Source organism: Bacillus sp. 2175 (assembly GCF_057812155.1).
Window position 1 is genome coordinate 1,838,122 of record NZ_CM173819.1, and the last position, 12,659, is coordinate 1,850,780.

A 12,659-nucleotide genomic window follows, 5' to 3' on the forward strand; every position below is an offset into this window, starting at 1 on the left:
GTTTCTGAAAATTCGAATAGAATATATAAGCAATTGAGGATTGTATATAAATCAATGCTATTAAAAATTAAAGCATCTTCAATATAATCTGTACGAGTAAGTAAATATCAGTAAGTAAAGGTGAGATGTATTACTTTCCAAAAAGGAACATAATGAACTTAAAAATGCCTAGAGAAATCAACGGGGTGTCAGTATGAAGTTAAAGAAGAAAGCCAAGATGATGATAGTTCTGTCAATAATAGCAAATTTATTAAGTGGATGTGGTTTTGGGGAGACGAATATAGAGTATGAGAGATTAGTAAAGGCATTGGATGAAGGTGATATGAAGACGGTTATGTCTGCGAGTGATGATGGGTATGCTTATGTGAAAGAAGAGGTTAGGGATAGCACGTTTTGGGCGGAAAATGATAATCGCATTAGCGTTGTATATCAAACAACAGGAGGAGTATACAATATTAAAGAAAAAAAGTTCTATGGAACAACTTTGCAAGAAATTGCTAGTTCATTAAATAGTGAGCAAAAAAAAGAAGAGATTGTATATAGAACTAGTATTAAATATGAAGATAATCAATCAAAAAGTCCAGATCAAAATTTGGATGTTTCGAATGTTCGATTTATATTTAATAGATTAAAGGGAATAGATAGTTTAAGACCCAAAAAAGATAAAAAAAGATTTAGTGAGTCATCCAAGGTAACATATTACTTAACCGAATCGGAATTTCAAGAAATAATTAATGATAAGTTAAAGGTGGACTACGATAAATTTGATGAAGCAATATTATTAATGGAATTTAGTTCGGCGAAAGATTCAAAAGAAAATCCAATGGAATTCACTACAATAAGCATCACAATGGGATATGAAAAAAAGAATAAAGAAGGCCGATTAATAAGGCATGATCAAAAAATAGCAATCTATTTAAATAGTAAAGAAGATAACGATAAAGCTTCTAAAACCCGATATGAGAAGTATGAAAAACAATATTCGAATAGCAAGTAATGTATAAAATAAGGGGAAAGGTGTAGTTATGGTATGAGTAAAAGGTTAGTTGAAAAAATAGTTATTGTAATGACTGTAACGTTTTTACTAAGCGCGTGCAGTTTCGGGGAAACAAAAATAGAGTATGAGAGATTAGTAAAGGCATTGGATGAAGGTGATATGAAGACGGTTATGTCTGCGAGTGATGATGGGTATGCATATGTGAAAGAAGAGACTAGCGACAGTACTTATGAAGAAAAAGAAGATGGTGAACATAGCAGGATAATATATCAAACAACCCATGGAGTATATAATGTGAAAGAAGACGACTTATATGGGAAAACAACTCAAAAGGTTGTTACTGATATAAAAAATGATAAAAACGTTGGTAGTAATCAAAATTACAAAAAAGAAACGGTCTATAGTACAAATTTAAAAAATGAAAAATCCCGTTCAGTAGCCCAGGATCAAGCTATGAATGTTTCATATGTAAAATTAATGTTTAGAGGATTAAATGAACTTAGTAAATTGAAACCGAGTGAAGATACAAAAAGATCTAGTGAACCGAGCATAATAAGCTATGATTTAACTGAATTACAGTTTAAAAACATCATGAATGATAAGTTAAATTTAAAATATGATAAATTTGATTCTGCAATATTGATGATTGAATTTAATACGCCTAATAATACAAAAGAAAATCAAATGAGAATAACACAAATAACAATATCGGTAAATTATGAAGAAAAAAAAGAAGATAAGCTTATAAAACGCAATCAAGAGATTTCAACATATTATCATACCAGGGAAGATAATAATCAAAGTTCCAAAAAAGAATATGTAAATTATGAAAAAGAGTATATAAATCAAAAATAATATATTTTAATTGAATTTTGAGAACGATAAATGTTGTGAAGATATGAGTAAAAGGGTAGTAAAAAATAGTTATTGTGATAACAGTTATGTTTTACTGAGCGCGTATAGTTTTGGTAAATCAAAATAGAGTATGAGAGTCTAATAAAGGCATTGGATGAAGGTGACAAGAAGACGGTTATACTTAATTGAAAGAAGAATATTTGGAACTTTTGAGGAAAAAGAACACTACTTGAACCATCAAAAGGCATTCTGATTAGATGATTATGGTAAGTAATATGGTAATAATATACCTAAAAGATTATGTGAATTTAGTTGTACAAAGATTTATGTACTTAAAAATGTTAAGAATGTAATGGGATTTTAGTGAATGAAAATTATTTAAACTGTATAGAAGGTGAAAAACTGAATGTGGAACATAAAAGAAGAAGATTTAGACAAGTTTCGAATGACATGTCAAGGTCGTTTAAGTTCTGAAGGTGCTGCGGGTTTTATGTTTGGAACAATATTTTATATTTCAATATGTATGTTTATTATTTTTGTAGGGGATTTGAATTACTACAATATTTTTTTTGACAGAACTATTGTTAAAACTGAAATTGTGTTATTTAGTATTCAAATTATATTTTTAATTATATATCTATTTCCGAAAGCATGTTTTAAATTTCAAAAGTTACAAACGCTCGTTATATTATTATATGCGTTTCAGCTTGGAACGATATTATTTGTAGTTTCGATTGTCTCTGAAATGGCTGACAATTCAACTGGTAGGATGTATACTTGGCTACTATTTGTAGGGGCAGTTATTATTCATATTGTAGCAACGCTAGATACATTTAAACAAGCAAGTGAAGGTGCGTTTAGTAGTGGTGAAAGATCCACCTCTTTTTTTAGTAAGACAAAAGGAGCTATGATTAAGGGGGCTATAATATATGTATTAATACTACTTATTTTGATGTATTTTCAAAATGATTATTCAATTGATTTTTTTGTTATGTATGGAGTAGGAACTGTTTTAATGTATGCGGTTGCAATTGGAGTGGCAGAATTCCAACTATTGGCGTACTGTAGATTTAAATTCAAGTCATTTAATATGTCATGGGCAGAGAATGAGAGAATGCGTGGGAGAATTTGAAAACAAAATAAGAAATTCAAAATGAAAAATAAATAATATATTAATAGAATTTTAGTGTTTGAAAAATAATTGAAACGTATAGAAGGTGAAGAGCCAGGATGTGGAATATAAAAGAAGAAGATTTAGATAAGTTTAGGATGACATGTAATGATCGTTTAAGTCCTGAGGGTGCTATGGTTTTCTTTATTGGAGGGATAGTTTATACTTCAGTATTTATGTTTTTTATTTTTATGGGGGGGGTGGATTATTATCATACTTATTTTGATAAAACAATTGTTAAAACTGAAATTGTTTTATATAGCTTACAATTCATCTTTTTAATTCTATATTCATTTCCAAAAGCACGTTATAAATTTCAAAAGTTCCAAACGCTCGTTGTATTATTATATGCATTTCAATTAGGTACAATAACATTTACAGCGTTAGTTCTTCCTGGGATATCTGATTATTCAATTGACCGAATGACTTTAATTTGTGTAGGGTTATTATTTGTAGGAGCAGCTATCGTTCATATTGTGACAACAATTGATACATTTAAACAAGCGAGTGAAGGTGCGTTTAGTAAGGATGAAAGATCCATCTCATTTTTTAGTAAAAGAAAAGGAGATGTGATGAAGTGGGCTACAATATATGCGCTAATCCTGTTTATTTTGATATATTTTCATAATGGTTATGGAATTGATGTTTTAGTTCTTTATGCGGTAGGTATTGTTTTACTGTATACAGTAGCCATTGGAGCGGCAGAATTCCAACTATTGGTGTACTGTAGATTTAAATTCAAGTCATTTAATATGTCATGGGAAGAGAATGAGAGAATGCGAGGGAGAATTCGAAAGCGAAATACAAAATCCAAATCGAAAAGTAAATAAGAGTGAAATAGAATTGAAGTAAATGGAAATTATTTAAACTGTATAGAAGGTGAAATGTCAAGGTGTGGAATATAAAAGAAGAAGATTTAGATAAGTTTAGGATGACATGTAATGATCGTTTAAGTCCTGAGGGGGCTACAGGATTTATGTTTGGAGGAATACTATTTAGTTCAATAACCATTTTTTCTATTGTTTTATCAGCCGGGTGGGATTACTGCATGCTTCTCTTTAATATAGGAATTGTTAAGTTAGAAGTATTCTTATATATTATACAAATAATTCTTTTCGTCATTTATTCATTTCCGATAGCTCAATTTAAATTTCAAAAACTACAAACCCTTGTCGTATTATTATGTTCATTCCAATTGGCAACAATAGCTCCTATTGCTTTGACTGTTACTAAAATGGCTAATAATTCAATTGATTGGATTACAATACTGTATGCGGGTTTATTGCTTTTAGGAGCAGTAATTTTTCATATCGTAACAACAATAGATACATTTAAATTGGCAAGTGAAGGTGCGTTTAGTATGGATGAGAGGTCTGCTTCTTTCTTTAGTAAAACAAAAGGAAAGATGATGAAGTGGGCTACACTATACGCAGTAACTATTCTTATTTTGATATATTTTCATAACGATTATGGGTTTGATGATTTATTTATGTATGTAGTAGGGACCTTTTTAATGTATACGATAGCAATCGGTGCAGCTGAATTTCAGCTATTAGCATATTGCAGATTTAAATTTCCATCATTTAATAAAACGTGGGAGCAACATAAAAGAGAGACTCCAAGATATCGAAAGAAAAATAAAAAAGGTAAATCGAAACGTAAGGCATAAAGAAAGTGCGTATTGTACGTTTTGATGATAGAAAAGTAATTATTTACAGGAGAGTATTTTAACTTCTAAAAGAAAATTTAATTATGTAAGGTGATTAAAGTGATTAGAAGGTTATCTGATCGAAAATGTAGAGTGGGTAGTGTGATGATGAAATGAACACAAAAAAGGTTTCTAAAATGATTACTATCATAATAACAATCAGCCTACTACAAGCATGTAGTTTTTTTGAAAAAAAGATAGAATATGAGCCATTTGTCAAAGATTTGGATGAAGGTGACATGAAAAAGGTTATGTCTGCGAGTGATGATGGATATGCGTATGTGGAACAAAGAGGTATATATAGTACATATGAGCAAAAGGAAGATGGAGAGCATAGAAAAACAATCTATCAAACTTCGGAAGGGATATATAATACGAAAGATAAAAGTTTATATGGAAATACAACACAAGAGGTTACTTCAGCAGTAGACAGCAAAGATAATAAAGAAGAAGTTGTTTATCGTACCAATATTATGTATAAAAATGGACAGGTACAAAGTCCGGAATCAAATCTGGATGTTTCATATGTGAACTTAATTGTAGATCGTTTAAAAGGGATAGGGAAACTAAAGATGAAGCCCGGGGATGATATAAAAAAGTTTGATCAGCCTAGTACTGTTGGATACAAACTAACTGAATTAGAGTTTCAGAGTATCATTAATGATAAGTTGAAAATACAATATGATGAATATGATGGTGGATCAATCGCATTGCATATTGATTCTAAAAATGGTTCAAAGCAGATATTGGAAGTAAGTATTGTAATAAATTATAAGAAAAGAAATGATGAAGGCAAGTTAGTAAAATACATATCACAAATACATACATCTTTTGATAGTCACCAAGGTAATAACCAAGATGCGAAACAGGAATATATTGATTTTAAAGCAAAGTATAATAAGACGCAGTAATATTTAGAAGGGCATTTGTACGGAAAGATAATAGCGACATAAGTGGAATAAATGTTTCATAAATATAGTGGGAAGAATTTGAGGATAAACGCCCCAATTGTTGGAGTAGATGCAACAATTGGGGCGTTTATCTATCTAAATTTAGCTTGAATACATAACATGTTTTAGTTAGAGTCATTGCTCCGCAAGTAGCTTCTTTATCTTCATAATAACAGTATGAAATTGTGTATAATCTGCTTTTATTGTTAAGTTATAACTATTTCTGCTTATAAAGTACCCCTTATTATCGATACATCGTCCACATCCCAATGTCTTTAAATCCTAGTCGTTTATAAATTCGTCCAGCAGCTGGATTGTTATAAAATAAACAAAGTGTTCGGCCTTCTTTCGTAAAGTCTTGAATCATTTTTTGTAATATGAGTGAAGCGTAGCCATTTCCACGATAATTCGGGTGTGTACATACACCAACTACCATAGCGGATAATGAATTTTCAGCGGAAGTAGAGGTGGATGCGATGATCACGCCGTCTTTTTCAATATAGTATGTGCGTCCTGTATTCGTTTCGATAGCCTGCCTTAATATTTTCTCTGATTCATTAGTAGTCGGAAATTCAGCAATGTCACTTCGTAATTTCATAATTCGTTCTATATCATCGAGTGACGCAAGTTTAATCGTTTCATGAATAGGCGTGTCAGGTAAGTTGTTGTCATTTAGACATTCACAAAAATACATTTCATTTTTGACGCCTAATTGTAGACTTGGAGCAGTTTCAAACTTTTCTACAATAGTTGACTTACCAGAGAGTTTAAGTGGCTTATATGCGGAAAGAAGTGCCTCAAAATCAGTGGTAACAAAGTCTTCTTTACTATATGGTATAAATGAATCGTGGAATCGGAGTAAAATTGATTTTAATGTTCCATTCTCTTTAAATACTCCCCATAGTTCTTGAAAATCTGTGTCATAACTGAAAGCTTCAATATCTCCAATAATAAACAAGTTAAGGGCTGCTTCTTCTTTTAGGTAAGCGAATACTTGTTCATGATCTTTCTTTGTTAATTTTCGCATCATAACGAATCGACCTCTTTTTTATTTTTCTAAATATTACAACTTAAGTTTTTTGAAATCAATATTAAATTTTATGTTTAGTTCACAAACTTTCGGAAAAACTAGGAAAGATATGACAAAGGAGGTTATGAACGGTGGATCATCCAATTCAAGGGTTAATGAAAGCAGCAATGGAAAATTTAAAAGAAATGGTTGATGTAAATACGATTGTTGGAGAGCCTGTTCAAACGGCTGACGGTGGTGTGGTGTTAACGGTTTCTAAAGTAGCGTTCGGTTTTGGAGCAGGAGGTTCTGATTTCCAAACGAATGATGGACAAAGAGCAAACGGTAACGCTGCATTTGGTGGCGGTAGCGCGGGTGGTGTTTCTATTACACCAGTAGCATTTCTTGTGGTGAATAAAGATGGAGTAAATATTCTTCATTTACAAAATGCGACACATTTAGCAGAAAAAATGATTGAATTAGCTCCACAAACAATTGATAAAATTCAATCGATGTTCCAAAAAGAAGAAAAGAAAGAGGGAAATCATCATCCTCAAAACCCTGATGAAATCCTTTAAAAACGCCTGCTTATGAGCAGGCGTTTTTTCTTGTAATCACTATGTAATAAAACACATGAAATTGTAAATAGTTTTTGAAGTTTTTTCTATGTTTCTAAAATTTTTCATGTTAAAATATGCTATAGAATTGAAACATATAAAACGAAGGTGGCTAGGTGCTTTGTCTGGAGGATCTGACCAAGTAAAGAATATGATATATATTAATGGTAATCGTCGAGGTCATTGTTTTATTACATCAGGAATTACGTTTAAAGAGTTTGCGAGTAACATCCCTTCACCGCTTCATCAAGTGTTGCTTTTGAAGCACAACTTTGAATGGACGGATTTTCATTATCATACTTTATTTGAATATGTTGAGGAAGAAAATATACATAAGTTAATTCAAGCAGAGATTGATGAATTTGATGAATTTTGTTGGGTAGATTTTGATGATGCAAGCGATTTAGATGAATTAGAGCCGAAAGAAATTGCAGAATTATTATATTTGGCTCACAAAAAAGAACCACTTGCAAGAACATTCTTTCCGCTGTTGAAAAATCGATTTGTTTATTTTTCACATGATGACGGATGGTACAACAAAGTGTATTATCGTAGAATTGCTGATTTTGTAGGAATGTTAAGTAAAGTCATTCCGTATAAACTCGGTGCTTTCGGTAAGAAACGTTTTTCTTTCTTCCAAAAATCAAAAATTTTTCCAGCAATTTCAAAAGAATTGATCATGGGACTGATTCCACTAATGGAAGATGGTCTTTACATAGATCTAGCAGGGAAGATTGAGTCAAGAAGAGGTCTTGAAATTCCGGTATATGTAGTTGGTTCGTATGAAAGTACGGATGAGGTGTTAGATAATATCGATGAATTGAAAGAGGAAGCAACAGAAACAGGTTGGCTCATTTTTGATAAGAAAGAACAAGAGTGGCAATGGGTTGTTGACTAAGAAAACTTGGCGTATGAAGTCAAGTTTTCTTGTCATTTGAAAGGAGTACAAATGAAGAAATATTATACAATTGTGGGTATTATAAGTATTATTCTCGTGGCAATATTACTTATAACTTGTCCGAAAGAATCAGATTTTAAAGTGTATGTAGAGGATAAGTATGCGTTGAATTGTAATGAGAGTAGTTTTGAATGCACGCAAAATGTAGATGGTAAAAAAGAAAAACTACAATTTGAAAGTACAGATGCACGAAATGGTGTATTCTTTATGACTGTAAAGCAAACATTTAAAACAGAAGCTGGTGTTTCAAAAGAATATAGCGGAGTAGGAATGTTTGGTACATTTCTTTTTGTTTCAGAGAAGACTTTCTAGTAATAGAAGGTCTTTTTTTTATGCTTATGTTCATATAGATGAAGTAAGACAAGCATAGGAGGGATAGCGATGAAGAACACATGTATCGTTTGCGGTGGTGAGGAGTTTTTTTCCTCAACGTTATATGCACGTACGAAACAAGATTGGGCATATGCACCAAACATGTATCGATTTGAAAAAGTATTTATTGAGCATCGAGATGAAGAAAATTATCCAGTGTTTCAAGAAATTACAGCGAAACATTGTTGTGGATGCGGTCATATTATGTTGTATCATGAATGAACACACCAAGTATAACTTGGTGTGTTTTTTTAAAACGCTGACAAAGCAAGCGGATAAAGTAAAGTAAATAAAACAGAAAAACTACCAAAACCAATTGCTGTATATCCAAGTGTTCTTGCTCCGAAATTGACAGCTAATAGGCCAACTAAAATTGCTAGGGAGCCGAGCGTAACTGGATAAAAAGCAATGGAGAATAACGAAAGAAATAAAGCGACATAGCCTACCATTGTGCCGGTATTTGTACCTTCTATCTCATTTGCAATTTCTTTCCGCTTATGTCTAATTGGAATGCCAGCTGGTGATATTTCAGCAGCATACTCTTCGTTTTTTTCACCACTTTTAAAATGATGATTTCTCTTTCTTCGCATGTACATCCCTCTCTTTCAATTGGGTGTATCTATAGTATCTTTCAAAATGAGAAGGAGCATGAGTATGAGTTAAACCCAAGTAAAGCAAAAATTGGAGAATACGCATTCCATCGTTAACATATCCATCTCCTATTGAAGATAAAGTGTGGGATTTTTTCCACTAGGACTGATTATCAGCCAGCAACAATTGGATTTTTATGAGCAGTTCTCTCCCATTAACTAATCCGCATCCATTGAATTTTGAGGTAGGTGTCTTACTGCAAGCGGGATAAAACAGGAATTTTGGAAAATGATGTAGAATGAAATGAATGATAATACGTGAAGGTAGGGGAATGTATGACGAAATTTAATTGGCACGAGTCAGCGGAGAAGAAATGGGATAGTAGCGCAGAGTTTTGGAATCAAAATAGTCAAGAGATGTGGGACAGTGGTAGCAGAAGTACAATTATTCCGTTTTTTGAACAATACGTGAAGAAAGAAGCACAAGTGCTCGATGTTGGTTGTGGTGATGGCTACGGTACATATAAATTAAGTCGCGCAGGCTATAAAGCAGTGGGAGTAGATTTATCGGAAGTGATGATTCAAAAAGGTAAGGAACGCGGAGAAGGACCGAATTTATCTTTTATAAAAGGAGATCTTTCTGCATTACCATTTGAAAATGAGCAATTTGAATCAATTATGGCAATTAATTCTTTAGAATGGACGGAAGAGCCATTACGAGCGTTAAATGAAATAAAGCGTGTGTTAAAGAAAGATGGATATGCATGTATTGCAATTTTAGGACCGACAGCAAAGCCACGAGAGAACAGTTATCCTCGCTTGTACGGAAAAGACGTTGTTTGTAATACGATGATGCCTTGGGAATTTGAACAGTTAGCGAAAGAACAAGGTTTTAAAGTTGTAGATGGCATCGGCGTATATAAGCGCGGAGTAAATGAGAAGATGTTAGGTCAACTACCTACAGAGTTACAACAATCGTTAACATTCTTATGGGTATTTATGTTAAAAAACGTATAAAGAAATGAAAGAATTTTTAGGAGGTAAATAAGTGCAGAAAATACAAAAAACTGATACAATATCATCAGAACCAATTAAAGGGGGACTAGGGTATATGACAACTACTACAACAGTGAAATCCGATATTGAAATCGCACAAGAAGCGAGTATGAAGAAGATTCAAGAAATTGCAGCTGATTTAAATATTTTAGAAGATGAATTAGAGCCATACGGGCATTATAAAGGTAAGTTATCTCTTGATATTTTTAAGCGCTTACAAGATGGGAAAGACGGTAAAGTTGTTTTAGTAACAGCAATTAACCCAACTCCAGCTGGAGAAGGTAAATCAACAGTAACAGTTGGTTTAGGTCAAGCTTTTAACAAAATTGGTAAGAAAACAGTAATTGCACTTCGTGAACCATCTCTTGGACCGACGATGGGATTAAAAGGTGGAGCAGCGGGTGGCGGTTTTTCACAAGTCGTACCAATGGAAGACATTAACCTTCACTTTACTGGAGATATCCATGCGATCACAACTGCCAATAACGCATTAGCAGCGTTTATTGATAATCATATCCAACAAGGAAACACACTTGGAATTGATACGCGTAAAATCGTTTGGAAACGCTGCGTTGACTTAAATGATCGTGCCCTTCGTAACGTAGTAATTGGTCTTGGTGGACCTGTACAAGGTGTACCACGTGAAGACGGTTTTGACATTACAGTAGCATCTGAAATTATGGCCGTGTTCTGCCTTGCAACAGATATTCAAGACTTAAAAGCACGTTTATCTCGCATCGTAGTTGCCTATAACTTTGCAAATCAACCTGTAACGGTTAAAGATTTAGGTGTAGAAGGTGCGTTAACACTATTATTAAAAGACGCATTAAAGCCGAACTTAGTACAAACGTTAGAAAATACACCAGCTATCATTCATGGCGGACCATTTGCGAATATCGCTCACGGTTGTAACAGTGTTATCGCTACAACAATGGCAGCAAAATTAGGTGATTATGTTATTACAGAAGCTGGATTCGGTGCTGATTTAGGCGCTGAGAAGTTTTTAGATATTAAAGCTCGTGCAGCTGGCATTAAACCAGAAGCAGTTGTTATTGTTGCGACGATTCGTGCGCTTAAAATGCATGGTGGCGTTGCAAAAGATCAATTAAAAGAAGAAAATGTAGATGCATTAGCAAAAGGTATGGAAAACTTACAGAAGCATGTTGAAACAATTCAAAGCTTCGGTGTGCCTTTCGTAATTGCAATTAATAAATTCATTACAGATACAGATGCAGAAGTTACATACTTACAAGAGTGGTGTAATGAGCGTGGCTATGCAGTATCCTTAACAGAAGTTTGGGAGAAGGGTGGCCAAGGCGGAGTTGACCTTGCTGAAAAAGTACTAAAAGAAATCGAAAAAGGTGAAAACAACTACGCACCACTTTATGAATTAGAATTACCCTTAGAAGAAAAAATTCGTACAATTGCTCAAAAGGTATATGGCGCAAAAGATATTGAATTTGCTCCGAAAGCACGTAAGCAATTAGCTCAATATGAAGGAGAAGGTTGGAGTAACCTACCAGTTTGTATGGCGAAAACACAATACTCTCTTTCTGACGATGCAACAAAATTAGGTCGTCCATCTGACTTTATCGTTACAATTCGTGAGTTAAAACCATCTATCGGCGCAGGCTTTATCGTTGCGTTAACAGGTACAATGTTAACAATGCCAGGTCTTCCAAAACAACCAGCAGCACTTCAAATGGATGTAAATGAAGATGGAAAAGCAGTAGGTTTATTCTAAAAGGTTGTAATTCATCTCGTTTATCTGTAAACTATATATACATCAAGTGGCGCCTTTCCATCGAAAGGCGCCTGTTTTTTGGAGGAAATTATGTTTGATCCAACTGCTTTTGACAATTTAAAAGTAATCGTAGAAGGTGCTGTGTATGATTTTGATCTACATGGAGATATTCTTGTAACAGATCGAAAAGATATGATGGATCTTGCTTCATTAAGTCGTATATATCATATCTCATTTCAATTAACAGAACCGTTTGAACCATTAGTAGAAGCAACATTTTCATTATCTGTGGATGCAAAGAACTTGTCTGGTGAAATACTAGAAGTGCCTCAGTTTACACCAGGTTGTGAAATGAAGCTAGCATTTTTATTCCCGTTAGAACAACCAGAAGTAAAATGCGAAGGAATTGAAACATTAATGCGTTCTATATGGGGAAAAGAAAGAATGATTATGCAGAAAGTTTCATACGAATATAATAAGCAAGCGATTTCATATCATAATAAGGTAGAGGTTCTATTTCAAAAAGCGATTACAGAAGACCATGTTGATGATTTAATAGCTGTTATTTCACACATGATAGAAACGGTGCGAACAATACAGCATTTTCTTCAAAAATAGAGATAAAGGAGAAA

The 12,659-nt window shown here is 33.3% G+C and carries 16 protein-coding genes; 14 read left to right on the forward strand and 2 right to left on the reverse strand.

The genetic code is table 11. From position 1 onward, the window contains the following. The first annotated feature begins 193 nt into the window (after positions 1–193). The 7 genes from ACXKY9_RS09920 (at position 194) to ACXKY9_RS09950 (ending at position 5,642) form a co-directional block, all read left to right on the forward strand. Positions 194–997 carry a DUF3952 domain-containing protein gene (locus tag ACXKY9_RS09920; protein WP_000768461.1) on the forward strand — a complete coding sequence of 268 codons (804 nt, stop codon included), beginning with the start codon at positions 194–196 and terminating at the stop codon, positions 995–997. A 33-nt stretch (positions 998–1,030) separates the two neighbouring features. Further along, on the forward strand, positions 1,031–1,852 hold the full coding sequence (locus ACXKY9_RS09925) for a DUF3952 domain-containing protein (protein WP_000044421.1): 822 nt from the start codon (positions 1,031–1,033) through the stop codon (positions 1,850–1,852). A gap of 141 nt (positions 1,853–1,993) precedes the next feature. Then, positions 1,994–2,041 (forward strand): hypothetical protein, encoded by a 48-nt coding sequence (locus ACXKY9_RS09930; RefSeq protein ID WP_229163603.1) that lies wholly within the window; start codon positions 1,994–1,996, stop codon positions 2,039–2,041. Positions 2,042–2,258: 217 nt separating this feature from the next. Next, a complete protein-coding gene (locus ACXKY9_RS09935) occupies positions 2,259–2,984 on the forward strand; it encodes a hypothetical protein (RefSeq protein WP_000267141.1) in 726 nt (241 codons plus the stop codon). A gap of 98 nt (positions 2,985–3,082) precedes the next feature. Beyond that, the gene (locus ACXKY9_RS09940) at positions 3,083–3,853 is read left to right on the forward strand and encodes a hypothetical protein (protein ID WP_000267119.1); all 771 of its coding nucleotides are present in this window, start codon (positions 3,083–3,085) and stop codon (positions 3,851–3,853) included. Positions 3,854–3,915: 62 nt separating this feature from the next. Continuing rightward, complete coding sequence (locus tag ACXKY9_RS09945; protein WP_000267121.1) at positions 3,916–4,692, forward strand: hypothetical protein; 777 nt, start codon at positions 3,916–3,918, stop codon at positions 4,690–4,692. Positions 4,693–4,844: 152 nt separating this feature from the next. Then, the gene (locus tag ACXKY9_RS09950) at positions 4,845–5,642 is read left to right on the forward strand and encodes a DUF3952 domain-containing protein (RefSeq protein WP_003286219.1); all 798 of its coding nucleotides are present in this window, start codon (positions 4,845–4,847) and stop codon (positions 5,640–5,642) included. A 283-nt stretch (positions 5,643–5,925) separates the two neighbouring features. On the opposite strand, the gene ACXKY9_RS09955 is transcribed toward ACXKY9_RS09950, so the two are convergent. Further along, on the reverse strand, positions 5,926–6,711 hold the full coding sequence (locus ACXKY9_RS09955; RefSeq protein ID WP_000984771.1) for a GNAT family N-acetyltransferase: 786 nt from the start codon (positions 6,709–6,711) through the stop codon (positions 5,926–5,928). A gap of 131 nt (positions 6,712–6,842) precedes the next feature. Here ACXKY9_RS09955 and ytfJ point away from each other — a divergent pair, with 131 nt between their 5' ends. The 4 genes from ytfJ (at position 6,843) to ACXKY9_RS09975 (ending at position 8,859) form a co-directional block, all read left to right on the forward strand. Beyond that, positions 6,843–7,268 carry a GerW family sporulation protein gene (gene ytfJ, locus ACXKY9_RS09960; protein ID WP_000349986.1) on the forward strand — a complete coding sequence of 142 codons (426 nt, stop codon included), beginning with the start codon at positions 6,843–6,845 and terminating at the stop codon, positions 7,266–7,268. A 160-nt stretch (positions 7,269–7,428) separates the two neighbouring features. After that, the gene (locus tag ACXKY9_RS09965; RefSeq protein ID WP_000014087.1) at positions 7,429–8,205 is read left to right on the forward strand and encodes an oxalate:formate antiporter; all 777 of its coding nucleotides are present in this window, start codon (positions 7,429–7,431) and stop codon (positions 8,203–8,205) included. Between the two features lie 51 nt (positions 8,206–8,256). Beyond that, positions 8,257–8,577 (forward strand): hypothetical protein, encoded by a 321-nt coding sequence (locus tag ACXKY9_RS09970; protein WP_000761171.1) that lies wholly within the window; start codon positions 8,257–8,259, stop codon positions 8,575–8,577. A gap of 69 nt (positions 8,578–8,646) precedes the next feature. After that, positions 8,647–8,859, forward strand: a complete 213-nt coding sequence (locus tag ACXKY9_RS09975) for a hypothetical protein (RefSeq protein WP_000798747.1) — start codon at positions 8,647–8,649, stop codon at positions 8,857–8,859. 29 nt (positions 8,860–8,888) lie between these two features. Here ACXKY9_RS09975 and ACXKY9_RS09980 read toward each other — a convergent pair whose 3' ends face one another. After that, positions 8,889–9,227 carry a hypothetical protein gene (locus ACXKY9_RS09980; protein WP_001253202.1) on the reverse strand — a complete coding sequence of 113 codons (339 nt, stop codon included), beginning with the start codon at positions 9,225–9,227 and terminating at the stop codon, positions 8,889–8,891. Between the two features lie 336 nt (positions 9,228–9,563). On the opposite strand from ACXKY9_RS09980, the gene ACXKY9_RS09985 reads away from it, so the two are divergent. The 3 genes from ACXKY9_RS09985 (at position 9,564) to ACXKY9_RS09995 (ending at position 12,645) form a co-directional block, all read left to right on the forward strand. After that, positions 9,564–10,244 (forward strand): class I SAM-dependent methyltransferase, encoded by a 681-nt coding sequence (locus tag ACXKY9_RS09985; protein ID WP_000160044.1) that lies wholly within the window; start codon positions 9,564–9,566, stop codon positions 10,242–10,244. A gap of 94 nt (positions 10,245–10,338) precedes the next feature. After that, positions 10,339–12,027 carry a formate--tetrahydrofolate ligase gene (locus ACXKY9_RS09990; protein WP_002194954.1) on the forward strand — a complete coding sequence of 563 codons (1,689 nt, stop codon included), beginning with the start codon at positions 10,339–10,341 and terminating at the stop codon, positions 12,025–12,027. A 90-nt stretch (positions 12,028–12,117) separates the two neighbouring features. Continuing rightward, the gene (locus ACXKY9_RS09995) at positions 12,118–12,645 is read left to right on the forward strand and encodes a hypothetical protein (protein ID WP_000460206.1); all 528 of its coding nucleotides are present in this window, start codon (positions 12,118–12,120) and stop codon (positions 12,643–12,645) included. Positions 12,646–12,659: the final 14 nt, after the last annotated feature.